Origin of the sequence: Leptospira venezuelensis, from assembly GCF_002150035.1 — a bacterium.
GTDB lineage: Bacteria > Spirochaetota > Leptospiria > Leptospirales > Leptospiraceae > Leptospira_B > Leptospira_B venezuelensis.
The window spans coordinates 1-24,622 of record NZ_NETS01000008.1; the positions used below are offsets into that span (position 1 = coordinate 1).

The window sequence follows — 24,622 nt, forward strand, 5'->3', positions numbered from 1 at the left end:
GATCACCTCCTTTTTAAGGAGATCAAAATCTAAGCTTGCTTAGAACGACGAAAACCCAGTCCTTGCTTGCAAGGGCTGGGGGTGTAACAATTCGGTGAGTCACGCTACTCTATATGTTTTCGAAGAGCCTTTCCTCTTCTTCTTAATAATTCAAACAAACGAAAGAATCAAACTGAGCAAAGATCGATCTTTGTCTTGAGATTTTTCTGTAGGAACTCCTACATAAAAAGGAGACTGCCCCCACCCAAGTTCGGGTGGAGGAGGTGGGCCCGTGGGAGAAGCCTTTACCCCATATACTAAAATTCCCTAAACTTCAACTCCAATTTTGTGCTCAAATACATGTTGGAATTCCTACAAAATATTCAGAAGTCTAAAGATTTTTTTCCAAAAAATAACTTAAACTTAACATATTTATAAATAAATTTCCTTTAATTCACCAGGCTTTCTTTTAGGAAAATTTTTGAATAAAAAGTAAGTTATTCGTCTTTGGTAATATTAGAGGTTTTTTAAATACCTCTTAAACAGAATGCAAACTGATATTTGGAAACTTGTAATAGGTGGATTAATGGTGATATTTCCGTTATTCTATTTTTTACCAAGTTCTTCTTCAGGAATGATGGAAGCAGACAGAAATCTACCTGAATTTCAAATTAGTGAAGAATACGGTGTACCTACAGATATACGAGAGGCTCTAATCGGTAAAGAGAATCTGGTCTATTTTGGATATCTCAACTGCAAGACAGTATGTCATGGTAGTTTGCAAAAATTGAAAAATCTAATTTCGAAACAAAAAGATCTAAGACTCGTATTCGTAAGTTTAGATCCTGAATCGGATACAGAAGAACGTTTTGAAAAATATTTTTCCGATCTAAAAACGGAAACGAAATTTATCCGGTTAGAATCGCGGGGAAGGGCCTTCGAACTCGCAAGACTTTTCGGAATTATGGCATTTTCTTCTAATAAAAGTGGAGATATAGATCATCCAGATTCTGTTCTTTGGGTAAATTCTCAGGGAAGGATCAGAGGATTGATTTTCGAATTTGATAAACATTGGGATCAAAACCCACAAGAACTTATCCAATTCATAAGCGATAAAAAATACAAAAGCCTCTAAACATTTAAGCGATTTATAACTAAGCAAAAAATAGACCGGGATCCTTTCTAAGGCAGCCCCGAAACAAATAAAGTCCGAAATCGGACCTAAAAATAAAAACCCTTCCAGGGGAAATATATGAATCCGCCTCAGCCTAAACAAAGTATCCAAGATACTGCAAAACTAAAATTTAAAGAAGAAACTAAGAGAGTAGATCGCTTTTTCTATCTCCTTCTTTTGGCACATATTCCTTTTGCATTGTTATTATCTTTAGAATATGGAACCTGGAAATTCGTTTTAAATTCTTCGATAATCATTACGATACTTTCAAGTATTGGCTTTCTGTTCTTACGAGGACAATATATTCTCAGAATTTTAAATGCTATCCTTATCATGGCATGGTCTGGGATTTTGATCCAGTCTCAGTTTGGAAGAATAGAGATGCATTTCCACGTGTTTGTTGCATTGGCATTTCTTCTCTATTATAGAGATTGGAAAACACTTCTCCCCGGGGCATTGTATATCGCAGTTCATCACGGATTATTATCTTTTTGCCAAAGTATAGGATACAAGATTTCGGAAACTCCAATAATTATATTCAATTACGGAAACGGTTGGGACATTGTTCTTCTGCATGCAATTTTTGTAATTTTCGAGACTGGAATATTGATCTACTTCTCCGCTACTTTCAAAAAAGAATTTTTGAATCAAGCAATTAATCTGGCAGAATTGGAAGAAGTCCGAAAATACAATGTTTCCATACAGGGAGAAGTTCGAGGAAAATCAGAATCCGTAAACGGAATTTTAGAAGGTTTAGTTCGGAGTTCAGCTACGGTAGCAGATAGAACGACCGACCAAGCAAATAGTTTAGAAGAAATTAATGCAAGTATGAACCAAATTTCAGAGGCGATCTCTGATGTATCTGATTCTGCAAAAAAACAGTTGGAAGCGACTGGAACCTTGGAGAATTCTTTTCAAAATTTAGAGATAAGTTTCCAGGATATGGAAGCCGGACTTGTTTCCACCAAATCATTATTCGAAACAGCATGGAAACATGCGAGAGAATCTGAAGAAAGCCTTATGGCGATCGAAAGATCCATCAAAAGAATTGAATCCAGCTCTTCCAGCACTAGTGCTAAACTTGGAACGATTACAGATATTGCAGATAAAGTCAATCTTCTCGCATTAAATGCATCTATAGAAGCAGCAAGAGCTGGGGAACATGGAAGGGGATTCGCAGTGGTCGCGGACGAAATCTCAAAATTGGCAGACCAAACTGCGAGCACCATCAAAGAAATTTCCAAATTGATCCGAGATGGCAAAGAGGAAATGACAAAGAATACGGATATAGTTCAATCCGGCACAAAAACAATTTCATTAATCTTGGGAGATGTAGATTCCATTAAAGAAAGTTTAGATTCTTTCTTTTCTCTTTTAGCAAAACAAACAGATATTCGGGTTACTGTGGCTGGCGCTCTATTTAATGCCGGAGAAATTTCTCAAAACGTTCACAAAGCGACGGAGGCGGAGAAGAAAAGTTTAGAAGAGATCCGAAACTTTTTAGACCGGATCCAAAATTCAAATGCAATCATCGCAACCCATGCACTTGAAGCGGCAGATCAGGCCAGAAAATGTGAAGAATTAAGCGATTCCTTGCAAAAGCAGGTCCAAGAATTCAAAGCTTAAACGCAGAAATGGAAGCCAGAAATTTCTTTCCAAACTAAGATAGAATTTTCCAATCTGTAAAATTTTTCGTTTGAAATATTTTCTTTCCAAATAGAAAGTTCCTATTTGTTTCCGACCCTTACTATGAAAAAATTTCTATTTATCTCTGTTTCCGCATTAGCCGTTGCAGTCTTTTTAGCAATACCAGGCACTATTAGCTCACAAAGTGGCGATATCGAAGCTGCTATCCAAGCCGCTTGCAACCGTTTGGTAGAAGGCGGACTCTATAAAAGTTGCAAACCAGCCCCAGGATTCTCGCTCGGACAAGGTTATTACAGCCAATCCGCGCAAATTAAATGCCAATGCGAGAACAAATCCGATAACGGAAAAACAATCGTTACTATTTCTCTCTGGCAAGGATATTGATCCTTATCTAAAATCTCGACTTTCCGGGTTTAATATCTTTCCTGGAAAAGTCGGGATTATGTCTAATTAGACCTTCGCAAAAAAGGAAATCTATTTTGGACATTTTTTCAGTTCTTTTCTTTTTGCGATTATATTCAAAATCACATCTTTGATCACATCTTTATAGTATAATTGTCCTTCTTTTTGATCTTCTCCGGCCCAAAAGAAGAAAATCAACGGCAACCAAAGCCAAGACTTGGCCTCATGCAGATAGGTTTTCTTAAATAATAATTTTTGATCTTCAAAAGCAGAAATATCGAAATTCTCGAAAGCAGTTAATCTACTAGGAAAGATCGTCAGAGTCATTCCGGACAGAAGTCTTCCCGCATATCCAAGTGACGAATAAGTGATTCTATTGTTGATTTGGATAAAAACACCTTTTTGAATATCGGTTCCTTGCTTATCATTTGAGGAAAGAATGCCAGACTCGTTAAAGACTTCTTTTGCCATCACATCCAAGACTGGATGAGACTGGCCATTGTATTTATCTTCTGTAACCTTTATATTTGTTCTTTTACCATCGGCAGATTGTTCCGTACTGATATCCGGAGGAAGTCCATTAATCAAAGTTTTAAACGCAACAACGCTCAAACAGGAAGAAGGTTCCAGATGATTTTTGGAAAGAACCGGGTCAACTGTATGATAGTACAAACAATTGAAACTTATACTTGCGAATAAACCAAGGATGAAAATAGAAATGATAGAAGCTTTCATAACAAGCCATTATAGATAGCTCCAAATCGATGGAGTCAAGAATAGTAAATAAATTATCTTCTAATTTGCTTATAGAAAAGAACAGGGAGCATCTAAACTTCTTTTATTTCTACAACCAGCCACTATTCCTAATGCGACATAATACCTATTATCGGAAGTTGGGAATATGTCTGCAAAAGGCGAATTCTATCAAAAATAACCCATTGTCGAAGTGCCTACAAATACAAATCCCAGGACCTCGAAACCTTCTTCTTATCCTTTAAAAATCGCTCAGATCATCATGTAGGATCAAATCGTCCAGATATACGTTTGCATAATCAGTCCGGATCCCGGAAGTTCCCCAGCTAAAAGTTCCATCGGTAATAGATAACTGCAGAACATTATCTACATAAAAATCGAGATGATTTCCAATCGCTACCAAGGTCAGCTTGTACCATTGTTTGGTATTGAAAGACTTTCGATTTCCAGACTGATCCTTAAGAATTCCATTCGCTAAATGAGTATAAACTCCACAAAGTTTTTTCTTAAAGTAAACAGATCCATCACTTCTAAGCGATGCCACATATAAATCGTTTTCGGTCCTATATCTTGTAAATAGATGAATTCCCTGCCAACTATCTGAAGAAGCTTGCCAAGAATCGATATAGAATCGAGCCTCCAACGCTTGGTCCGTCCACTTTACGCGGGAACCATTATATACACCTTGGACAAGCATTCTGAAATTGTAATCTTCCGTTTTTGCTCTTTTATAAACTCCATTGGAAAGATGTTTAGATACCAAACTCCCGGAAGTTACTTCTAAATGAGATTGTAAAGACTTATTAGAACTATTTTCTATCAAGTCTCCATCGGTGTATGTTTCAAAACCTTCAAAAGAAATTCCTGCAGGCGTTTGCCATATGTAGATTTCACTGGATCCACTCGGATAATAACCTGTTCCAGGAAAAAATTCATAGATTCCAGGTGGATTACAAGAGCTCGCTTGCAATTGGTTTACAGTTTTGGCAGAAGGATCTAAAACCTGTTCCAAAATAATATTTGTCCCAAAATCAAAAACGCCCAAATACAGAAAACTAGCAAAAACTAACATTCTAAAGGTGGAAGTCATCTTGTAACCCATCCAATTATTTTCGACCCGAGATCAGATACCTTCAGCCTTTGAAAGTCAAGCTGTTAACCTTCTCTTCATTAAAATTGAATCCAAAGAAAAGCGACCAGGTCCAGATAAATATAGAAATAAACAACCAAGGGCTTGTGAATACTCGGATCGAATCTCATGTAGTACCGCCCAAAATCCAAAAATCGGCGGAGCTTGAGGCGGTAATAATGGAGAAGTTTCAAATAATAGAGGCAATTTTGTTAGATACATTGCCACGAGCATTTGAATAATAAATACGAAACTTAATGGTTTTGTTAGAATTCCGAGTATCAGCATGGCTCCTCCCAGAATTTCCAATCCGCCGATAAAGGACGCAGTCATTTCAGGATGCGAAAATCCTAATTTTGTAAATCTTCCGATACCTTGATTTACAAAGAGGAATTTAATGATTCCTTCCCAGATAAAAACTCCGCCAACAAGGATCCGGATGATAAGATTAGATCTATCACCCTCCTCGACACGAAAGAAATGATTAATAAAATTACTTAAATACATAGTTTTTCCTTTGGTATAAGCAATGGCCTAAGTCTAAATACCATCGCTTTATAAATTGTTTTATAGTTAGAATATGAAATGATTCAAAAGGTAGAAAGAATACGATGGCGAGTGAACGAACGATAAAATTAGGAGTTTAAACTCCTCTACAAGGATTAGCGAAACCTACTAGGACTCCCATTCACAAAGACTACGAACCGTAGTATATTTTAGACCGTATTACAAATTTCGAATAGACCGCTTTCTACTTCCAGGATACCGACAATACTTCGGTCTGGAAAATTATTTTCACTAGTATGTAATCAATTAATTACTTATAATCTTGAATTCAAATCTTCTAAATAGGAATTTGGTCCTATGCGACCATCCGTTTCAGTTATACTTCCTACATACAACGAAAGTAAAAATCTGCCCATTGCAGCCGATAGGATAACCAGATCTTTGTCTGATTACCGTCATGAGATTATCGTGGTGGATGATGATAGTCCAGATCATACTTGGGAGGTTGCAGAACACCTTCAGGAAAAAATCCCACAACTTAAAGTGATTCGTAGATTAAGCGGTAAAGGTTTATCTTCTGCAGTATTAACTGGTATGGGCGCTGCAGAAGGAGAAGTTTTCGTGGTGATGGATTCCGATCTGCAACATGACGAAAAAATCCTTCCGGAGATGATCCGTTCCTTTTACGAGCGTGATGTGGATCTATGCTTAGGTACCAGATACGCTAAAGGTGGATCTACTGGTAAATGGTCTTTGGCTAGGATCGGCATCAGCAGATTTGCAACTTTCTTAGCAAAAGGACTTTTAGGTCTTCCAGTTTCAGATCCTATGAGCGGTTATTTCGGCATTAAACGTTCCGTTTATTCGGAAACTAAAAACTCAATCAACCCTAGAGGTTTTAAGATACTTCTAGAATTTTTAGGGAGAAGTAAAGAGAACCTTAAAATAGAGGAAATCCCTTATACCTTCCAAACCAGAATGTACGGAGAAACAAAACTGAATAATTCAGTGATCAAAAATTTCTTTTTGGCAATTTTAGATATTCGTTTTGGAAAATGGATTTCACCGACATTTCTACTTTATTCACTCGTTGGCGCAAGTGGAGTACTTGTAAATTTAGTCGGATTTTTGATAGCTGAATTATGTAAATTTCCGGAAGTCCAAACAGGGATATCTTTCTTGGATCCCTTTTCACTTTCTGTATTTTTTGGGATAGAACTTTCGATCCTGTCCAACTTCTTCTTAAATAACTATTTTACATTTTATGAAAGAAGATACTCCGGAAAAAATTTGAGCTTCGGATTTCTATTATTCCATTTAGTGAGTATGGTAGGGATTTTAGTGCAGATGTCTGCATTTCATTTTATCTACTATTCCATCTTTAAACAATGGAATGGAGCATCTGAACTTACTTTGAAATTCAGTGCAGATATTCTTTCCATTCTGACGGCGATGGTATCAAATTATTTCCTAAATTCCAATCTAACCTGGTCCAAAAAGCCTGAACTGAAGAGTTAAAACTTAGGCGAGAACATCTTTCCGTCTAAGTTTTAATTGATTTCTTCTACCTTCTTTTTACATTATAAAAGCCTGTCTTTCGGGTTATGAGAAGAAGATCAACATCCTTCTCAATCATTATTGGAGAAGAATATGGCCAAGGTACTGGTTCCTTTTGCTGATGGAATGGAGGAAATGGAAGCAGTTATAATTATAGACGTGCTTCGCAGAGCCGGGATAGAAGTAGTCTCTGCTGGGATTTCCACAAATACGGTTACTGCATCCAGAGGAGTTAAATTAGTCTCCGATTCTCTTTTATCGGAAATATCCCCTTCTTCCTTCGATATGATTGTTTTGCCAGGAGGAAATCAAGGCACCAAAAACCTGAATGCAAGCGCACTGCTTTCGGAAATATTAATAAACTTTAAAAAAGAAAACAAATGGATCGGCGCAATCTGTGCGGCACCAAATGTTCTGCTAACTCATAGTATTCTTCAAAACCAAAGATTCACAGCATTTCCAGGAAGTGTTCCGTCTAACGAAGAATACACTGGGAATAGATTAGAACTTTCTGATAAAATTTTAACGAGTATAGGCCCAGGTTCGGCATTTGAATTCTCCTTAAAAATTGTGGAACTTCTCTCCGGAATGGAAAAAAGAAAAGAAGTAGAAAAGAATTTATACTTACCTTTCTAAAATGCAGTTCTCTCATTCATTAATAGATAAATTCAAAAATTCTAAAAATATCCTGGCACTTACCGGTGCTGGAATTTCCGCAGAAAGTGGAGTTCCAACTTTCAGAGGAAAAGAAGGACTTTGGAAAAAGTATCGTGCGGAAGAACTTGCAACTCCTCAAGCGTTTGAAAGAGATCCAAAACTAGTTTGGGAATGGTATCTTTGGAGAATGGAATTGATCTCTACTAAGTCTCCTAATCCTGCTCATTTTGCATTGGCAGAATTAGAAAGAAAAAGATCGAATTTTAATCTAATCACTCAAAATGTAGATGGACTTCATAAAAAATCAGGTTCCGAAAAGATCATAGAGATCCACGGAAGTATTTTTAGGAACAGATGTATTCGCTGCAATAGAACTTACGATTCGGATATTTCTAAACTTAAAAATTCAACTGACTGCCCGAACTGTAAAAGTTTAGTCCGACCAGATGTTCTATGGTTCGGAGAATCATATGATTCTGATCTTCTAAATCGTTCGATATCACTTGCAGAAAGTTCTGAAATTGTTTTTGTGATCGGTTCTTCCGGAGCTGTAGGAATTCCGGTAGAACTAGCTCGGATCGCAAAAGAAAATGGAGGGTTCGTAATCGAAATCAATATAGATCCTAGCGGATATAGCAGATACGCAGATCTATTTTTGCAAGGAAAAGCAGGAGAAATCCTACCAGAACTTATTACCTATTTTGTTTGAGTTTTAGGGAACTTTTTTTCTAACTTTTGGAAGATATAATCTCCGAATACTGGAAAACAATTCGGGGACATATGGCCTGGGTCAGCAAATTCTTCACAATTATAATTTGGATCTTCATTCATATTCCAGAATTCAGTACCTGTTTCTTGGTTAAACTTCTCTACGATAGGTTTCCAAACTTCGATAGGAGTTTTAAGCCCTTCTGAAGTTTCCACCTTTCTAGTCATATACAAATTAAAATAAGGTCTAGCGACCTTTACCCAAATTGTGGCGTACGGAACATTATATTCTTTTAATATATGGATAGAATCCTTTTGCATCTCGAACATATTCGTGTGAAATGTATAAGGTTTCAAATATGAAGAAAAGTCCATTTCAGAAGCCTGTACAAGTTGCTCATCTGTATGCTTTTGGTTGACCAAATCTCTTGGAGTACTTCCTTTTTCTTGCTTCAGCATGGTTAATACTTTTTGGACAGCATCCTGATAAACTTTTGCCAAAGCGGAGGAATTTTGCATCCTTTCTGAAATTCGCCATAATTTAGGCCTGTCTCTATATGTATGAAATAGATGTTTGGAAATAAACACGGACAATTCTTCTCTCGAATACCTGGTCCAATGTCTAAAGAAAAAATCCGGAGAAAGTCCGTAATTCAACACTTCGTCGAGGGCAAGAACTGGAGTCTTATTATAGATTTCTAATGATTGGTCTAAAAGTACAAAATCCGGTCTTGTACCATCTGATTGAAATCTTTCTATCCAATATAAGAAATAATCAGGAGAACCGCCTGGAACTGAAAAATTATACAACACCCAATCCGGATGTTTCTGCTCCAATTCTCTAGTAGGAAGCAAAAGTGCTCTTGAATTTCCAAAGAAAACCAGAGTTTTTTTACGAGTGCTTGAGTCCTTCTTCAAATATTCTCTGAGATCTGAATACAGATCTTCTTTGCTGATAAAATTTAGGTGAGATAGCGTATTTGAATAATAATACTGAAAAAACTCTAAGGTGAACAAACGATCCAAACCTAAAGAAATTAATAGAACAAGTAAAGGAAGAAGTAAGAATGTATTCTTTTTCATAATTTTTTCAGTCCTAGAACTGGCAATAGATACAGGCTCCGGAATCCTCCGATAATAATGCGATCGCAAATACTGTTGCTACTCCACAGGCAACAAGAAGCCAATCTTTTCCTCTTCCCCATTGCAATAATAGATCCTTCCTAGTTTGAATCCAATGAAATACAATAAATCCCAAATAAGAATATCCTATCTTCTCAATATTCTTCATGGATTCCAAAATAAAAGGTGAAGGCCCTGTAACTAAAGAAATCGAATTTTCTATCCAACCAAAACCCAAGGATTGTAAGGATGCAGAAAGATAATTTTGTGTATTCGTTACAAGTCCAATAACATGCTGAACCATCTTTGTGGCTGAGTTCGCTCTGAACAAAATAGCGCTGAAAGAGAATAAACAGAATACGAATTGTATTCTTAAAAAATTGAGAATTTTACTTTTGGAATCCTCGTCATTCCAACCAAACTTACCGACCAGAAATCTTTCGAATGCAAGTATGACTCCCCAATAGAATCCCCAAGCAATAAAGGTATAATCAGCTCCATGCCAGACTCCACCTACTGTCATTGTAATGATCAAGTTTAGGTAAGTACGCCATTCTCCTTTTTTACTTCCGCCCAATGGAAAATAGATATAATCCCTAAGCCAGAAAGAAAGACTCATATGCCATCTCTGCCATAACTCTCTTCCGGAAGGAGAAAACAAAGGTGCATTAAAATTTTCAGGAAGTTCAAATCCAAAATATAGACCCACCGCCCTCGCCATATCTGTAAGTCCCGAAAAATCACAATATACTTGGATCGCATATCCGAATGCAGCTAAAACAAGCGAAACATTATCGTACTGGCCTGGACTTCCAAAAACAGGAGCGATTACTCCTGCTACAGGATCTGCGATCAGTATCTTTTTGATCAAACCTGAGATCATAAGATAAGAAGCTCGAACGATCTTATCCTTATCCGGGCTCAAATGGCCTATATTTACGAAATAATCCTTGGTTCTTAAAATTGGGCCTACGATCAACACGGGGAAGAATATTACAAAACCGAGATATTGCTTAAGACCAATCAATTCCCCTTCAGGTTTTCTATAAGCATCCACAGCCGCAGCGATCATTTGGAAGCTGTAGAAACTCACTGCCAAAGGAAGAGAGATCTGTAAAATCCTAGGAACTTCGTCAAAGAATGGATACTTAGTAAGATCAAAAAGTATCCTGTTCATAAAATAGAAATACTTAAAGAAACCTAAGTTGATCGCGTTCAATAGAACAGCGAATATCATCCAACCTTTAGGTTTTGTAGAAGTTTTGATCTTAAAATAAGCGAAGTAATTGAATAAAACGATGCTTAAGAAATGAAGAAAGAAGTAGATCCCACTTAAAATAGTAGAAGAGGCTACTATATAAAAGATACCACTGGAAATGAGTAAAAAATCAGATCTTCTTTTTTCTGGAAGAAGCCAATAGATAGAATAAACGATTGAGAAAAAAACGAAAAATAAGATCGAATTGTAGAGCACTCTTTTACTTTCCCTTCTTGAATAGTTCCTTCCAGTAGAGAATCTCTCCCGGAGAAAGTTTTGCGCCCAGAGTTTTTTCTTCCCGAGTCGGTTTTTCAGCTAAGGCGCTTTCTATTTTTTTTACGAACTCTTCGGAAAGTATAGGTTTTGTTCCTAGTCTTTTTGCAAAAGCCAAAATTTCCTGATCAGAAGTCACCACGAATAGATCCGCAGGCCTAGGAGCAAATTTGATATATTCTTTGATCAAATCGTCCGCTTTTCTGTCCAAACTGAAATAAACCTGTATTTTTCCGTACAAATCTTCTTTGGTTTCGTTCCCTTTTTCTTTTTTACCATCAAAGAAAACATGGACCTTAGAACTTTTCAGCTTAGATGAATAAGATTCTAAAATTCTCAAGAGGCCTACTCTGGCATCCCTTAACCGATTGGAATACATATACTCTTCCAATTCAGGAATTTTGTAAATCAGATTGAAACCGTCTACGACTAAATGCATCCCTTTAAAACTAGTGACCAGAATGTATGTTTTGGAAAAACTTGTAAACACCGAACCGAATCGGACAATGGCACATGGCGGAAGCAAATTCCCAACCCGCAAAATCCTCTAAAATCCGAAACTTCATACGAGCAGTAAAATACTGGAGAAGTGTTTTACCGGGAACGGCAAGAGATTATTTTCTTTTAGGCCTAGCCGCAATCGACGTATTCTTTCTATTATTCGTAAACTCATACAAAGAATTCATCCACAAAGATATTCCTGCCTATGTTCTTGCATTTGACCTATTCGTCATTTTTTTATGGGGAATAGAAGTTTGGATCAAGGTTAGACAAAAAAAAGACATTAAAAAATATCTGAGAACCAACTGGTACGAACTCATAGGAATCGTTCCACTTTATTTCCTCCGACCCTTCTTACTTTTAAGAGGAGTTAAACTTGCAATTGCATTTTATAGATTCGGAACTTCCGGACAGAATGTAAGCGAGGTATTAACTCGTGAGATCACATTCAGATTCAGAGATGTAATCGTAGATACAATTGCAGATGCAGTATTTCTACATTCATTGGAAAGAGTGGAAGAAGTGATGCTAAGATTAGATTATAGTCAGCTCGCAAAAGAAGCCATTTCCAAACATAATGACCAGCTCAATTCCAAGGTAAATGAATCCTTACAATCCAAATTTTTATTAGAAGAATTATCCAAGATACCTTTCATGTCGCAAATCTCTCATAAATTAGGAGAAGATATTGGAAGAATGATTGCAGAAGTTTTAGAAACAGAAGTGATCGGAGATATTATGAAAGATATTACAGCGAATATCTTAAAAGAAATGGCGGAACACGTGAAAAAACTTCCTTTAGAGAGGATAACGGAACCGAAAGAGGAAATTTCCTCTCCTCCCTCAATTCCGGAAACTTAATATTTCAAGCCGCTCCACCTGGAAGCCTTAAGATCAGAACTTGAGTGGTTGATTTTGCAAGAAGTTTACCTTCTTCATCAAAAGCCTCACCTTCTAAATAAATATGCTGGTTACCTCTTGCCACAACTTTTGCTTGTACGGTAATCCTTTGGTTCTCTTTTACCATACGAATATAACTAACGCTTAATTCTAAAGTAGTGGTAGGTTTACCCGCTGCCAAATAGCATAATGGACCAAAAGTATTGTCGAAGGCTGCAGCTAAAAATCCGCCTTGAAACACTCCCATCGGATTGGAGAATCTAGGCTCCACATAAAAACTGCAGACCATCTCCTTCTTACGCACATACGAAACGAATTCACCGGACAGTTCCTTAAAAGCGGGAGGAGGAACCTTTAAGCCTGGTGCGGCTTTGGAAAACTTCTCCCATTCTTTCTGCATATCATCTAAATCTTTTTGATTCGCCAAGGTGGATCTCCTAGTCTATATTCCGATCTTGGAAAGAAATTGGATTCGGGCAAATTAAAATTGCCATGATTTGGTGACACAACCATTATGTAGGAAAATGAACCCGCTCTTTTCTATAGAAACTAAATTGAAAAACGGCATCCGGACCGCATGGCAAGAATTAGGGACCAAAAAAGAGATCGCTCTTGCAATCGCAGGAGGAGGGATCAAAGCATTTTACGGGCTTGGTTTTGCATATACACTAAGGACTTGGGGACTAAAAATTAAAGAAGTTTCTGGAGTGAGTGCGGGAGCCGCAATGGCAATTAGCACCTTATCCGAAACGGAAGAAGACAGTTCCAATTATTTCCAAGAGCTGACAAAACGAAATCCTAAAAACTTTTATTGGAATAGGCTTCTTCGGATCAGTGCCCCATTCCCTCATCATGGGATCGCGAGAAGGACTGTAGAATACTGTCTTAGATTTTCCAAACTCATCTCAAAAGCCGCAAAGATCCGGATCCATACAGTAGAGATCCCTAATGAAAGTTTAGACAAAAACAAAAAAGGCCAGCCGATCCAGAGGATCCTTTTTGCTAAAGCTGCTTCTATCATCCGAGCTTATTTTAAGGATGAAACTTTAAGAAGAAAGGGAGAACAACCTTTTGCAGTATTACAAAAAATGAAAGATTGGGGATGGAGAGAAAAAGTTTTTACTGAGAAGGACCTAACAGATCCTGAAACAATCACACAGATTGTTATGAACTCTTGCTCAGCTTTTCCCGTTTTGCCTCTCCAAAGTTTTAATGGAAATTATTATCTGGTGGCTTAACCAATAACTTACTGCTGGAAAACTTCTCCTCTGACCTACCAAAGATAGGAGTTTTTTATGAACCTACTACCTTAGTGGGAAAATCTGCCTCGGTCTTATCGGATACATTGCTTGTTTCTCCTGAGGGGCCATTTATTGAGCAGGGTTTTGATTATACCAATCCAAACCTTGTAAGGCATGCATTCGAGACAGGACGTAAGGATGCAGAAGAACAAAAAGAAAGGATCTTAAGTCATCTGGATCCAAATTGGAAAAAACACTTGCATTCTTTTTTCGAACAAATAAAATAATTAACTTGCTCCTCAAATATGAGGGGGTTGATCCCCTTCTCCTTCGAAAGGAGCCTTAGAATTAGCGAAAACGGTAAATAGAAAAAAATTTTCAGGACCCAAGAAATGCCCAAAATCGTAAATCACGAAAAATATAAGGCCGAGATTCTCTCTAAGTGTGTGGATATTTTGGCAAGGCGAGGGTATTCGGCCGTTTCCATGAGAGAAATCGCGACCGAATTGGATGTTTCCACCGGAACTCTTTACCACTACTTCTCCACTAAAGAAGATATATTTAAAGAACTCGTAAAGTTCGTATTAAACAAAGACATCGAAGAATTACAGGTCTATTCCAAGGGAGAAGAGAACCAAACCATCGAAAAAAGAGTAGAGGCGCTCTTCACAATGGTAAAGGACAGAGAGACCTATTTTCAAAATCTTCTCTATATCATTTGCGATGTTTCTAGATTAAAGAATCATGAGGAAGAGAAACAGCTGATCGCAGAAGCGATGAAAGAATACGTAACCATTATTACAAAACATTTAGGCATCACTAATCCTAATTTAAACAGACTCTTGATCAGTATTATTTTAGGAACTGTGGGTCAAAGAATAGTAGATCAAGAATCTATCAAACTGGATGAAGTCGCAGAAGTTGTGAAAGATTTTATGGGAGTTGTTCTCGCGAACACTTTCACTTTCTGAAATTTTTAGATTGGGGGTTGCTAACTCTGCAAACTCCGAGATATTCTTTTCTGTAAATAATTCGAGTCGATTTGTTGGAATTCCAACAAGAAGTTTTGAGTGAAAAAATAATTGTAGAAATTAGAATTTCATGATATAGAAACGAAGGCCTCCCACGAGCCACTCCCCTCCACCCAAAACTCGGGTGGGGGCAGCGCGCTCGGACCTGTTGGAACTCCAACAGTAGAATATTTCTTATCTCAGAACTTCTTCTTTTTTGCCTGAATATATATCAGTGATGAGTCGCGAATATTTATCTGTCACAACATGGCGTTTTACTGAAAGTTTCGCGGTTAGTTCATCTCCAGTCTCAAATGGTTTCGGCAATAATCTAAAATCCACGACCCTTTCAAACGATTTGAATCCATTCGTCGAAGAGATTGAATTTTTAATCACTCCTTGGATTTTGACTGCACATTTTATTTCTTCTTCCGCAGAACTAAATCCAACGCCTGGTTTATAGTTCGGAAAAAAATCAGGATTCGGAACAATCAAAGCAGAAAGATATTTTTGGTCCTGACCGATCACCATACATTGTAGTATGAATTCTGATTGGCTTAGAATATTTTCTATCGGGACCGGTTCCACGTTCTCTCCACCTAATAGAACGATTGTTTCCTTTGTTCTACCTACAATTTTCAAACAATTATTATAAGTCATCATCCCAAGGTCACCCGTGTTGAACCATCCACCGTTCATCACTTTGCGAGTGTTCTCCTCGTCATGATAATATCCAGACATGACCTGATCCCCTTTTACATGGATCTCTCCTTTGATCGCGTATCCTTTTGATCCACCCTCTTCAGTAGTCCAAAGAATTTTAGAAGTATTCGGATCAACTACCCTGAGAGAAGTTCCCTTATATAAAGGACCCACTGTTCCCATCACGGCTTCATCCAAAATGCGAACGGAGATCACAGGAGAAGTTTCGGTAAGTCCATATCCTTCCAAAACTTGGATTCCAATCGCATTAAAAAATTTGTCTACATGGATCGGAAGCGCTCCGCCACCGGAAACTGTACCCTTCAATTTTCCACCGGTCGCCAGTCTGATCTTTCTAAGAACGATCAGATCCAAGAGAGTTGCAGGAAGAATATTCAGAATATATTGAATTACTTTGAAAATTCCTACAAATAAGGAAATAATGGAACTTCTTCCATTCAGATCCAATTCTCTAAAACCAAGCCAACGTTTTGCGGATTGAATATTGGAAGAAAAAAATAAAGCCGCATGAAACAGACTTTGTTTTACACCGGAAGACTTCGCAACAGTCGCATAAATCCCTTGGTAAACACTTTCCCAAAGTCTCGGAGCAGAAGCCATAAATGTAGGTTTTACTTTTTTAAGATCTTCTTTCAAAGTTCTAACAGAAGAATAGTACGTACCCGCTCCGAAATAGATACAAACCATCTCGAACATTCTCTCAAAACTATGCCAAACGGGAAGAATAGAAAGTATCCTCTCTCCTGCTTCAAGTTTAATCGGAATTCGATTAATCTGAGACATGATATTCTTATGAGTTAGAGGAACTCCCTTTGGGCGACCGGTTGTTCCAGCAGTATAGATCAGAGTAAAAAGATCTTCCTCCTGAATTTGGGAAATTCTATTCTCAATTTCACGATTTCCTTTATCTCTAAGTTCCTTTCCTCTTTGTACTAAATCCCAGAATCTGAGTTCTTTTCCAGTTCCTTTAGCATTCTTATCTATTAGAATAATTGTATGTACATTCTGGATGGCACTTTGGTTTTGGTAGAGTTTCTTTAATACTGAATCATTTTCAGCAAATACAATTGTAGCACCACTATGAGGAAGAATATGGTTTAGATCAGAATCGGTCACATCTGTCCCTCTCGGAACATCTGCTCCACCCGCCATCACGATTGCATAATCAGTAATAATCCATTCTAAACGGTTGTCAGCAAGAACTGCTGCATGTCCTTTGTAGGGAAATTCCAACTCTATAAGAGCAGTCCCGAGCTGTAATCCTAACTCATACAATTCGGAATAGCTGACTGAATCAAATTCACCCGAAGAATTTTTAGTTAGAAACGCAGCTCTTTCCCCATATTTATTTTTGGACGATTGATATAAATCGGCAAGAGTTTTCATGCCACCTCCTAGGATGGAGGAAAGTATAGAGCCCGCTTAGATATTTGTCGTCCTGGCGTATAACTCAGGACGTGCGAATTTTAAAATTTTAACGAAGCCTTGTATAAAACTGCTGTTTTTCTAAATTCACTAGGTGTAGAGTCTGCAAATTTCTTAAAAGCTTCATTGAATGCTGATTTAGAATTGAATCCAACTGATTCCGAGATTGCTAATATCGAACGATCCGGATCTTCTAAAAGAAGCACCTTTGCTTCTTCTACTCTCCAAGAATTGATATAGTCTGAAAATTTCATGGATAGACGTTGGTTTAAAAATTCTGAAAGTTGGTGATTAGTTAGTCCTAACTCATCTGCAAGTTGAGAAAGTGTGAGATCCTCGTCTGCATAAACCTTCTCTCTTCTCATCAAAGATTCTAGGCGATCTTTGATCTTGGATTCATCCATTCCTTTCAGTCTTGATTTTTTATATCTGACTTCTCTTAAACTTTTTCCTACAAATCCCAGCCAATTCGGTTCTCTTTGAGAAAGTAAAAATCCGACCACCAACAAGACTGGAAGGCTGAATATGCTCTCCTTTACAAATTCTATTCTTCTCAGTATAGAACCTGTAAGCCCCCAGAAGATAACAAAGCAGACTAGACAAATGAAGATCAGGAACATTCTTCTGGCTCTTTCTTCGTTCTCGTCTTGCTCAGAGCGGAATAAGTAACTTTTGTAGATCCAAAGCAATGGCAGAAAATATGAAAGGATCGAAATTTTAGGAGTAATCTGCAAAAAGACTAGGATACTTGAATAGGTTTTGGCCTGAGTGATCTCTTGCAATGTGCGAAATCTAAATTCTTCTCCACCTAACCAAAAAGGCAGGAGTAGAATTACAGAAAATAGAATTGGGAGAAAGTGAAGAAGTATCTCTTTTTTAGAAAGTTCCAGTCCAAGCAATGTGATCTGAAAGTGAATATATAGAAGCGGTGCAATCCCTAATGCAAAAGGAATATGGATCGCATACAAGATAGGATAGGTTTTGACGAGTCCCGAAAGAAATGTTGCAGCTCCTACAAGCCAGAAAGAAGAACAAAACATGATTAGGGAGGCTCTTACTCTTTCTCCCAAAGAAGCAGGAGAAAGTAAGATTCCTAAAGACCAGATCCAGCCGAAAGCTATACCAAAAACTAAATAAGCAGTTTCTAAATCCATGTAACTTATTTAGAAATACCAGATAGAAACTAGATTAAAAGTCAAAAATGGTAGCGAGAAAGTATCTCCGAGGTTTCCAATTTTTTGCAAGCGGGGTTCCAACCCAGAGTTTTTCCCAATTCTTCTACAATTCTATGTAGTGATCCAGAAGAAGGTGCACCCGGCACTCCTACCCCAGATCTGCGGAAAAAGAAGTCAGTCCCCTTCTCTATTTTTTCTTCCGTAGCAATATAACGGATCTCGGCAGTATTAAACTCTTCTCCATTATTCAATGTCACTGATTCATCGTTCGATTTTTGGTATTTAAGAACTTCATACGCTAAACTTCCATATCGAGATCCTAAGGTTTCGAGATATTCTCCTGAAAGTTTTGGATATTTTTTTGTAAGGCCTTTAACTAAAGAAGAATGGTCTGAAAACTCTCCGGAAGAAAGAGGGATCTGCTCAGTTTCGCAAGGCAAAAATTTTCCTGGTAGGTATTCACAGAGTTTGTCTGTGATCTTCTCTGCTAAATGCCTACTGGTTGTGTATTTTCCGCCTAGAGCCGTATAGAATCCAGGAAGTCCCTTTTCTTTATGATCTAAAATTTCAGTTTTACGAGAAGCATTGTATGTGTCTGATTTTTCACCCGGATCTTCTACGAGAGGTCTCATTCCTCCATAATAAAAATCCACATCTGATTCTGTTAGATCCGAATATCCAAATGTATAATTAATTTCTTCTAATAGTCCTTGGATGTCAGATTTGGTGACTTTAAATTTATCCGGAGAATCTGAAAATACTGTATCTGTAGTTCCGATGATAGTTTTACCTCTCCAAGGAAGAACAAACATATGGGTCTTGTCCCTTTTCTTTAAGACGATAGCCCGAGAAACAGTCAATGATCTAGTTACTATATGTATCCCTTTGGATCGGACTAACACCTTATCCATTCCGACTCCAGCAAGAGACTCTATAGAATCTGCCCAAGGACCAGCAGCATTCACCACAGTTTTTGCAAATACTGGAAAAGTTTTGCCGCTCCTTTTATCCTTTAAAATTGCCTGATACACTTCGCCCTGCTGGGAGATAGCAACTAACTCTGTATAATTAAGAGCTGTTCCTCCCTTTTTTTCAGCGGAGAAGATGAACTCGCATGTATGTCTTTCCGGGTTCGTGTTCTGGTAATCGTAATATAAAAATCCTCCTTTGAGTCCACTGCGAGGAAGACTAGGTGCTTCCATAACAACTTCTTCAGGAGATAAAAATCTATATTTAGGGATCCAGGAATCAGAACTGATATTTTTATTTCTATCGTACGAAAAATAATCGTACATTCCAAGACCGATGCTAGTGATCCATTTCTCAGGAGTAGAATATATTGGAATAATAAAGCCTAATGTCTTCAGAGCGTGAGGACTGATCTTTGCGAGGATCCTCCTTTCCCTTAGTGATTCTCTTACTAGACCAAACTCCGCGTTTTTTAAATACCTTAAACCACCGTGAATTAACTTAGATGTCGCTTGAGTTGTACCAGAAGCAAAATCATTCTTCTCAACTAAAACTGCCTTTAACCCGCGTAAGGTGGCATCCCACAAAGTAGTGGCACCAGTGATTCCTCCCCCTATCACTAAGGTATCGAAAACCTGAGAAGAAAGCGAAACGGAAGAAGATTTGGAGACTTTTGTTTTGGCCATAGATTCACAGTATGGATTTGAGAACTCGGTCGGTCAAGACATTAGAAATTACACAAGTTCTTTACTCCAAATCAGCAGATGATAATTTTAGTTTAGACCCGGTTCTTATTTCCCGCTTATTTTAGGGACCTGAACCGAACGGAGTTCGATTCAATAGATGTCATACACTTCCTCCCGGGCAGGTAGTTTTCAAAACAAATGGAATTCTGTTCTAGGTTTTTTTAAGAAGGACCCAGATCGAGATGTGTATGAAAAAGAATACATCGAGGATCTGAAAAGACAAACTCGTTCAATCCAGTATCCTGGCGCAGTTCTTGCGATTTTCGTATGGTTGGGATTTGCTTTTGGAACAGACCAAAAATTACATCCTGAGTTCCCTGAACTTTTCTATTTCAGGATCGGATTTTCTTTAGTAGGCGTTCTTAGTTTAATTTTCCTTCTCTTGGATACTTTGTTCAAGATCCCTACTCGCAGATACAGTTTAGAAATGGCGTATGCTTTCATCGCCTATCTGCTTCTTTGCACTTCCTTTTTTACAGGCAGAATTGCGGATGATCCGAATTACGTATCAGGGCTGCAGATCGCACTTATCTCCATTGTATTTGTTCCTCTTCCTAAGAAGGCGTATTATATTTTTCTGATACTTTCTGTGATTTCATTTATAAGTTCTGCGATTATCTATTCTCCGAATTTGAGCACTCCTCAAGCTGCTTATTCTATGCAGAATCTGGGAATTGCATATCTTCTCACTATTGTGTTTTCAATAATCCTGGAAAGATATCGTTTTGTAAGTTTTGTAAGCAGATTCAAGATCCAAGAAAGTAATAAAGAAATTTCCGAGAAAATGCAACAAATCCAAGCTTTAAAAGAAAAGCAGGATGGGGACTATTTTTTAACAGCACTTCTTTTATCTCCTTTGATCAAGTTGGACAATGCCGAAAATTCTGCAGTTAAAGTGGAATTCTTACTAGATCAGTACAAAAAATTCTCCTTCAAAGAAAAGGATTACGAATTAGGTGGAGACTTCTTAAGCGCTTATATAATAAAAATCCAAGATAGAGATTATACTGCGTTTATCAATGGTGATGCGATGGGAAAATCCATCCAGGGTGCCGGTGGCGCATTGGTTTTAGGTTCTGTATTCAACTCTATTATCAGTCGTACTAGACTTTCTCCGGAAATACAATCTAAGTCGCCAGAACGCTGGTTAAAAGAAGCATTTATCGACCTACAAAACGTCTTCGAAACATTCGACGGATTTATGTTAATTTCCGCCGTTTTAGGAATAGTAGAACATTCTACCGGAGCGATGTATTATATAAATGCGGAACATCCTTGGCCTGTACTATACAGAGACGGGAAGGCAATGTTCCTTGGAGCAGAATCAAATATTCGTAAATTAGGAATTTCTGAAATGTTCGGCTCTAAGATCCAAGTCCAAACATTCCGTATGCTTCCAGGGGATACGATTTTCTGCGGATCTGACGGAAGAGACGATCTTGTTTTAGAAGAGGATTTTTCAGGCAAAAGGATAATGAATGAGGACGAGACGATTTTCTTAGCCTCTGTGGAAGAAAGTGGCGGGGAGTTAAAAACGATTCGTAGATCCTTGATCAGCAGAGGAAAACTTTCAGACGATTTAAGTATTTTATCAATTTCTTATAATCCTTCTAAAAACTCTTACATGGAAGATAAAAGATCCATTACCGAAGCAGAGTCTTCTTTCCAAAAAGGAAATATAAAAGATGCAATACACATTTTGGAAGAAGGTTTAAAAAAATCTGGAACGGTGGGAGAACGTTATTTTCCTCAGGTGGCCAAACTTCTTTCCAAATGGTATGATAAGGTATCAGAATTCAGAAAAGCAGCAGAATGGGCAGAGAAGTCTATAATCTGGGATCCTTCAGAGACTGAACTTCTATTCTATTCTTCAATTCTATGGAAGAAAGCTTATACCCAGAAAAAAGAGACGGAATATTTAAAATCAGCGGCAGAGTTAGGAGAAAAGTTAAGAGTACGTTCTCCCAATCATTTAAAAAATCTGATCAACTTGTCGGATATTTATAGGTTGCTAGGCAATTCTTTCCGGGCAAAAAAGTTATTGGATGAAGCATCTATTCTTTCTCCTGACGACCCCAAGATAGCAGAATTAAAAAAGCGTCTATAGAACATCAAATAATAAGGATGAGGAGTTCCTACATCTGATATTTGATCTAGATCGAAAATCCTTTTTACCTTGCCCTCTGGAAAGATTCATATTTATTGGAAACGTTTTTAATTAATCGGAGATAAGCCCCATGTTCTACCACGAACTCAATTCTAAAATCGACTATTCTAGATCCAATCTTAGATGGAATGCCTGGGGTGCAAACGATCAGGATTTCGGAAGAAAGGCTCAAATGCCGGAGATATTAAAACTTCTTCAAAGAGAATTCAAATTGGATTCTATTCACGAAACTCCAGCTGTTTCCTTAGAAAATATAAAACTTCCAAACAGTAAATTAAGTACTGGGGATATCAAAAACCTTAGCTCTATTGTAGGTAAAAATAATTTTAAGAACGATAGATATGAAAGAGTCTTCCATTCTGCTGGTAGAAGTTATTATGATGTAGTTCGACTTCATTTCAATACTTTAAAATCATTCGTAGACGGAGTCGTTTATCCTAAAAAAGATTCCGAGATCATTAAACTTTTAGAATATTGTTCTAAAAACAAGATCACAATCATTCCTTTTGGAGGCGGATCTTCCGTTGTAGGCGGAGTGGAAGTTTTAAAAGGAAAAGGACAAAAAGCAGTAATATCATTGGATATGACCGAGATGAAAGAGCTGGTATCTTTCGACCCAATCAGTATGACTGCAACATTTCAAGCCGGAATCTACGGACCTAAATTGGAATACGAACTTAACTTAAAAGGATTTACACTAGGACATTTTCCTCAATCATTCGAATATTCTACTTTGGGCGGTTGGGTCGCAGCAAGAAGCGCAGGACAACAATCCAACAGATATGGAAAGATAGAAGAGATACTAAATTCCGTAAAACTAATCACTCCTAGCGGAACTGTAGAAACTTTAAGAGCACCGGCAGCTTCCATTGGACCAGACTGGAACCAAATCATCGCTGGCAGTGAAGGACTTTTAGGAATTATTTCAGAAGTTACAGTCAAGATCCACAAGATCCCAGAGACTAGAAAATATTTCGGTTTAGTTTTCCCAGACCTTCTCTCTTCCATTAATTTTATCAGGAAAGCAAATCAAGAAGAAATTAAAACTTCTATGATGAGACTTTCTGATGCGAATGAGACGAGACTTTATGAGTATTTGGGAGAATTAGGAAAGAAGAATACACTGGGTCGCAAATTCAAAAAATTCCTGCAAAATTCTTTTCTAAAATTAGTAGGGATCGGAGAGAATAAATGTGTGGTTTTAGTGGGGTTAGACGGATCCAAGCAAGAAGTAGATCATTCCTTTAATAGGCTCAAAAAACTTTGGAAAAAGTCAGGCGCGATCTTTGCTGGAGAAAAGTTAGGACAAAATTGGATCCATAGTAGATATAATATGCCATTCCTTAGAAATCATGTGATGCAGCATGGAATGGGAGTGGATACGATGGAAACTTCCAGCACTTATGATAAGTTAGAAGACTTGCATAAGGCTGGGATTGAATCCCTGCAAAATTCTATTCCTGGTTCCATCGCTATGTGTCATTTATCTCATAGTTATCACGAAGGAGCTTGTTTGTATTATACAATCTTATTTCCAATGGATCTGAAAAAGCCGGAAGACCAATGGTTTAAGATGAAAAGAAATGTTTCGGATACTTTCACTTCTTTTAAGGTTCCGATCAGTCACCACCACGGAGTTGGTATAGATCATAAAAAATGGTATGAATCTAGTTTAGGTAAACCAGGACTACAGGCCTTAAACGGATTAAAAAAAGTGTTAGATCAAAAAGAAATTTTGAATCCTGGAAAATTATTCCATTCTTAAAAATACGTGAGTGCGAACGTATAAAAGCCTGGGACATTTCCCAGGCTTTTTATTTATATCAGGTGAAAACTGGACGTCTTCTTTCTAAGATGGACTTCATTCCTTCTTGTCCATTAGGACTTGCGATTGCTTGTGCAAGAAGGTCTACATCTCTTTTTTCCAAAGTGTCAGCAAGCAAACGTTGGGAATCTCTAAGAGCAATTTTCACTCCCACTACTGACTCCATTGCCATGTCTTGGAATTGAGAACACCATTTTCTGGCTTTTGTAATAACTTCCTCTGGAGTTGCAGATTCTTCCACTAGTCCTACTTGAACAGCCTCGTCCGCTTTTAGGCCTCTTCCGCTATACAATAAGTCCCTTGCAGTTTTCATTCCAACTAGGTCTTTCAAAACTGTTCCTGCGGTGGACGGAAAATTAATACCGATTAAAGATTCAGGGAAACCTAATCTTCCTTTTTTCTCTACTAAAATCCTATAATCTGAGAATATAGCAATAACTGCTCCTACTCCCATCGAGTGGCCGTTCATTGCGCAAACAACTGGTTTAGGAGAAAATAAAACTCTTCCACAAGCGCCTAATGCCTCTCTCAGAACTTCTTTAATTTCTTCCAGGTTTTTACCTACAAAAATCTCAGGATCGAATCCATTCGAAAAAAACTTATCGTTTCTTGCAGACAAAAGAATAGATTTTACTGTTCTGTCGTTTTCTGCCTGTTCAAGTACTTCTCTAAATTTGCGGAAAAATTCTCTCCCTAAAGAGTTTGTCTCATTTGTTTTGATATAAAGTTCTAAAATATGGCCGTTTTTTTCTACGTCTAACATATTCAATTTCC

23 protein-coding genes are annotated in these 24,622 nt (G+C 37.7%); 12 read left to right on the forward strand and 11 right to left on the reverse strand.

Annotation, left to right across the window (positions count from 1 at the left end):
* Nucleotides 1–565: 565 nt before the first annotated feature.
* The 3 genes from B1C82_RS04075 to B1C82_RS04085 all read left to right on the forward strand — a co-directional run bounded on the left by B1C82_RS04075 (nucleotide 566) and on the right by B1C82_RS04085 (nucleotide 3,184).
* Nucleotides 566–1,114, forward strand: coding sequence for an SCO family protein (locus tag B1C82_RS04075; RefSeq protein WP_234008445.1), 549 nt, complete (start codon nucleotides 566–568; stop codon nucleotides 1,112–1,114).
* A gap of 117 nt (nucleotides 1,115–1,231) precedes the next feature.
* Nucleotides 1,232–2,779, forward strand: a complete 1,548-nt coding sequence (locus B1C82_RS04080; protein ID WP_086446350.1) for a methyl-accepting chemotaxis protein — start codon at nucleotides 1,232–1,234, stop codon at nucleotides 2,777–2,779.
* 123 nt (nucleotides 2,780–2,902) lie between these two features.
* On the forward strand, nucleotides 2,903–3,184 hold the full coding sequence (locus B1C82_RS04085) for a hypothetical protein (protein ID WP_086446351.1): 282 nt from the start codon (nucleotides 2,903–2,905) through the stop codon (nucleotides 3,182–3,184).
* A gap of 90 nt (nucleotides 3,185–3,274) precedes the next feature.
* On the opposite strand, the gene B1C82_RS04090 is transcribed toward B1C82_RS04085, so the two are convergent.
* The 3 genes from B1C82_RS04090 to B1C82_RS04100 all read right to left on the reverse strand — a co-directional run bounded on the left by B1C82_RS04090 (nucleotide 3,275) and on the right by B1C82_RS04100 (nucleotide 5,591).
* Nucleotides 3,275–3,937 carry a hypothetical protein gene (locus tag B1C82_RS04090; RefSeq protein ID WP_086446352.1) on the reverse strand — a complete coding sequence of 221 codons (663 nt, stop codon included), beginning with the start codon at nucleotides 3,935–3,937 and terminating at the stop codon, nucleotides 3,275–3,277.
* A 259-nt stretch (nucleotides 3,938–4,196) separates the two neighbouring features.
* Complete coding sequence (locus tag B1C82_RS04095; RefSeq protein WP_086446890.1) at nucleotides 4,197–5,045, reverse strand: pectate lyase; 849 nt, start codon at nucleotides 5,043–5,045, stop codon at nucleotides 4,197–4,199.
* 57 nt (nucleotides 5,046–5,102) lie between these two features.
* Complete coding sequence (locus B1C82_RS04100) at nucleotides 5,103–5,591, reverse strand: DoxX family protein (RefSeq protein WP_086446353.1); 489 nt, start codon at nucleotides 5,589–5,591, stop codon at nucleotides 5,103–5,105.
* A 357-nt stretch (nucleotides 5,592–5,948) separates the two neighbouring features.
* On the opposite strand from B1C82_RS04100, the gene B1C82_RS04105 reads away from it, so the two are divergent.
* The 3 genes from B1C82_RS04105 (at nucleotide 5,949) to B1C82_RS04115 (ending at nucleotide 8,514) form a co-directional block, all read left to right on the forward strand.
* Nucleotides 5,949–7,109: a glycosyltransferase gene (locus tag B1C82_RS04105; protein ID WP_086446354.1), complete on the forward strand. Its 1,161-nt coding sequence runs from the start codon at nucleotides 5,949–5,951 to the stop codon at nucleotides 7,107–7,109.
* Between the two features lie 132 nt (nucleotides 7,110–7,241).
* Nucleotides 7,242–7,784, forward strand: coding sequence for a DJ-1 family glyoxalase III (locus tag B1C82_RS04110; RefSeq protein WP_086446355.1), 543 nt, complete (start codon nucleotides 7,242–7,244; stop codon nucleotides 7,782–7,784).
* Between the two features lies 1 nt (nucleotide 7,785).
* Nucleotides 7,786–8,514, forward strand: coding sequence for an SIR2 family NAD-dependent protein deacylase (locus tag B1C82_RS04115; protein WP_086446356.1), 729 nt, complete (start codon nucleotides 7,786–7,788; stop codon nucleotides 8,512–8,514).
* Here the strand turns inward: B1C82_RS04115 and B1C82_RS04120 are convergent.
* The 3 genes from B1C82_RS04120 to B1C82_RS04130 are packed head-to-tail and all read right to left on the reverse strand — an operon-like array spanning nucleotide 8,502 to nucleotide 11,605.
* The gene (locus B1C82_RS04120; RefSeq protein WP_086446357.1) at nucleotides 8,502–9,596 is read right to left on the reverse strand and encodes a DUF1574 domain-containing protein; all 1,095 of its coding nucleotides are present in this window, start codon (nucleotides 9,594–9,596) and stop codon (nucleotides 8,502–8,504) included. The two genes, B1C82_RS04115 and B1C82_RS04120, sit on opposite strands and share 13 nt — an antisense overlap.
* A gap of 13 nt (nucleotides 9,597–9,609) precedes the next feature.
* On the reverse strand, nucleotides 9,610–11,109 hold the full coding sequence (locus B1C82_RS04125; protein ID WP_086446358.1) for an MBOAT family O-acyltransferase: 1,500 nt from the start codon (nucleotides 11,107–11,109) through the stop codon (nucleotides 9,610–9,612).
* 4 nt (nucleotides 11,110–11,113) lie between these two features.
* Complete coding sequence (locus B1C82_RS04130) at nucleotides 11,114–11,605, reverse strand: NYN domain-containing protein (RefSeq protein ID WP_199775821.1); 492 nt, start codon at nucleotides 11,603–11,605, stop codon at nucleotides 11,114–11,116.
* 74 nt (nucleotides 11,606–11,679) lie between these two features.
* On the opposite strand from B1C82_RS04130, the gene B1C82_RS04135 reads away from it, so the two are divergent.
* Complete coding sequence (locus tag B1C82_RS04135; RefSeq protein ID WP_086446360.1) at nucleotides 11,680–12,528, forward strand: hypothetical protein; 849 nt, start codon at nucleotides 11,680–11,682, stop codon at nucleotides 12,526–12,528.
* A 4-nt stretch (nucleotides 12,529–12,532) separates the two neighbouring features.
* Here B1C82_RS04135 and B1C82_RS04140 read toward each other — a convergent pair whose 3' ends face one another.
* On the reverse strand, nucleotides 12,533–12,994 hold the full coding sequence (locus B1C82_RS04140) for a PaaI family thioesterase (protein ID WP_086446361.1): 462 nt from the start codon (nucleotides 12,992–12,994) through the stop codon (nucleotides 12,533–12,535).
* Between the two features lie 97 nt (nucleotides 12,995–13,091).
* Here B1C82_RS04140 and B1C82_RS04145 point away from each other — a divergent pair, with 97 nt between their 5' ends.
* From B1C82_RS04145 to B1C82_RS04150, 3 genes are all read left to right on the forward strand, one after another.
* Entirely contained in the window at nucleotides 13,092–13,805 is a 714-nt protein-coding gene (locus B1C82_RS04145; RefSeq protein WP_234008444.1) for a patatin-like phospholipase family protein, read from the forward strand.
* A gap of 74 nt (nucleotides 13,806–13,879) precedes the next feature.
* Nucleotides 13,880–14,095: a hypothetical protein gene (locus tag B1C82_RS20800; RefSeq protein ID WP_234008443.1), complete on the forward strand. Its 216-nt coding sequence runs from the start codon at nucleotides 13,880–13,882 to the stop codon at nucleotides 14,093–14,095.
* A gap of 105 nt (nucleotides 14,096–14,200) precedes the next feature.
* Nucleotides 14,201–14,779, forward strand: a complete 579-nt coding sequence (locus B1C82_RS04150) for a TetR/AcrR family transcriptional regulator (RefSeq protein ID WP_086446362.1) — start codon at nucleotides 14,201–14,203, stop codon at nucleotides 14,777–14,779.
* Between the two features lie 234 nt (nucleotides 14,780–15,013).
* Here B1C82_RS04150 and B1C82_RS04155 read toward each other — a convergent pair whose 3' ends face one another.
* The 3 genes from B1C82_RS04155 to B1C82_RS04165 all read right to left on the reverse strand — a co-directional run bounded on the left by B1C82_RS04155 (nucleotide 15,014) and on the right by B1C82_RS04165 (nucleotide 19,796).
* Nucleotides 15,014–16,927, reverse strand: coding sequence for an AMP-dependent synthetase/ligase (locus B1C82_RS04155; RefSeq protein WP_086446363.1), 1,914 nt, complete (start codon nucleotides 16,925–16,927; stop codon nucleotides 15,014–15,016).
* Between the two features lie 80 nt (nucleotides 16,928–17,007).
* Entirely contained in the window at nucleotides 17,008–18,120 is a 1,113-nt protein-coding gene (locus B1C82_RS04160; RefSeq protein ID WP_086446364.1) for an AraC family transcriptional regulator, read from the reverse strand.
* Nucleotides 18,121–18,161: 41 nt separating this feature from the next.
* Complete coding sequence (locus B1C82_RS04165) at nucleotides 18,162–19,796, reverse strand: glycerol-3-phosphate dehydrogenase/oxidase (protein ID WP_086446365.1); 1,635 nt, start codon at nucleotides 19,794–19,796, stop codon at nucleotides 18,162–18,164.
* A 157-nt stretch (nucleotides 19,797–19,953) separates the two neighbouring features.
* Between B1C82_RS04165 and B1C82_RS04170 the strand changes: the two genes are divergently transcribed.
* Together B1C82_RS04170 and B1C82_RS04175 are read left to right on the forward strand one after the other, a co-directional pair.
* Nucleotides 19,954–21,963 carry a SpoIIE family protein phosphatase gene (locus B1C82_RS04170; protein WP_086446366.1) on the forward strand — a complete coding sequence of 670 codons (2,010 nt, stop codon included), beginning with the start codon at nucleotides 19,954–19,956 and terminating at the stop codon, nucleotides 21,961–21,963.
* Between the two features lie 130 nt (nucleotides 21,964–22,093).
* A complete protein-coding gene (locus B1C82_RS04175; protein WP_086446367.1) occupies nucleotides 22,094–23,788 on the forward strand; it encodes an FAD-binding oxidoreductase in 1,695 nt (564 codons plus the stop codon).
* 58 nt (nucleotides 23,789–23,846) lie between these two features.
* Here the strand turns inward: B1C82_RS04175 and B1C82_RS04180 are convergent, their stop codons facing one another.
* The gene (locus B1C82_RS04180; RefSeq protein ID WP_086446368.1) at nucleotides 23,847–24,611 is read right to left on the reverse strand and encodes an enoyl-CoA hydratase/isomerase family protein; all 765 of its coding nucleotides are present in this window, start codon (nucleotides 24,609–24,611) and stop codon (nucleotides 23,847–23,849) included.
* Nucleotides 24,612–24,622 lie beyond the last annotated feature (11 nt).

Excerpts from the sequence above, each read along its gene's own strand:
- B1C82_RS04155 (WP_086446363.1), bottom strand. The coding sequence starts at position 16,927 with ATGAAAACTCTTGCCGATTTATATCAATCGTCCAAAAATAAATATGGG.
- B1C82_RS04180 (WP_086446368.1), bottom strand. The coding sequence starts at position 24,611 with ATGTTAGACGTAGAAAAAAACGGCCATATTTTAGAACTTTATATCAAA.
- B1C82_RS04080 (WP_086446350.1), top strand. The coding sequence starts at position 1,232 with ATGAATCCGCCTCAGCCTAAACAAAGTATCCAAGATACTGCAAAACTA.
- B1C82_RS04130 (WP_199775821.1), bottom strand. The coding sequence starts at position 11,605 with ATGCATTTAGTCGTAGACGGTTTCAATCTGATTTACAAAATTCCTGAA.
- B1C82_RS04175 (WP_086446367.1), top strand. The coding sequence starts at position 22,094 with ATGTTCTACCACGAACTCAATTCTAAAATCGACTATTCTAGATCCAAT.
- B1C82_RS04160 (WP_086446364.1), bottom strand. The coding sequence starts at position 18,120 with ATGGATTTAGAAACTGCTTATTTAGTTTTTGGTATAGCTTTCGGCTGG.
- B1C82_RS04165 (WP_086446365.1), bottom strand. The coding sequence starts at position 19,796 with ATGGCCAAAACAAAAGTCTCCAAATCTTCTTCCGTTTCGCTTTCTTCT.
- B1C82_RS04100 (WP_086446353.1), bottom strand. The coding sequence starts at position 5,591 with ATGTATTTAAGTAATTTTATTAATCATTTCTTTCGTGTCGAGGAGGGT.
- B1C82_RS04170 (WP_086446366.1), top strand. The coding sequence starts at position 19,954 with ATGTCATACACTTCCTCCCGGGCAGGTAGTTTTCAAAACAAATGGAAT.
- B1C82_RS04090 (WP_086446352.1), bottom strand. The coding sequence starts at position 3,937 with ATGAAAGCTTCTATCATTTCTATTTTCATCCTTGGTTTATTCGCAAGT.
- B1C82_RS04110 (WP_086446355.1), top strand. The coding sequence starts at position 7,242 with ATGGCCAAGGTACTGGTTCCTTTTGCTGATGGAATGGAGGAAATGGAA.
- B1C82_RS04150 (WP_086446362.1), top strand. The coding sequence starts at position 14,201 with ATGCCCAAAATCGTAAATCACGAAAAATATAAGGCCGAGATTCTCTCT.
- B1C82_RS04075 (WP_234008445.1), top strand. The coding sequence starts at position 566 with ATGGTGATATTTCCGTTATTCTATTTTTTACCAAGTTCTTCTTCAGGA.
- B1C82_RS04135 (WP_086446360.1), top strand. The coding sequence starts at position 11,680 with ATGGCGGAAGCAAATTCCCAACCCGCAAAATCCTCTAAAATCCGAAAC.
- B1C82_RS04085 (WP_086446351.1), top strand. The coding sequence starts at position 2,903 with ATGAAAAAATTTCTATTTATCTCTGTTTCCGCATTAGCCGTTGCAGTC.
- B1C82_RS04095 (WP_086446890.1), bottom strand. The coding sequence starts at position 5,045 with ATGACTTCCACCTTTAGAATGTTAGTTTTTGCTAGTTTTCTGTATTTG.
- B1C82_RS04105 (WP_086446354.1), top strand. The coding sequence starts at position 5,949 with ATGCGACCATCCGTTTCAGTTATACTTCCTACATACAACGAAAGTAAA.
- B1C82_RS04145 (WP_234008444.1), top strand. The coding sequence starts at position 13,092 with ATGAACCCGCTCTTTTCTATAGAAACTAAATTGAAAAACGGCATCCGG.
- B1C82_RS04115 (WP_086446356.1), top strand. The coding sequence starts at position 7,786 with ATGCAGTTCTCTCATTCATTAATAGATAAATTCAAAAATTCTAAAAAT.
- B1C82_RS04120 (WP_086446357.1), bottom strand. The coding sequence starts at position 9,596 with ATGAAAAAGAATACATTCTTACTTCTTCCTTTACTTGTTCTATTAATT.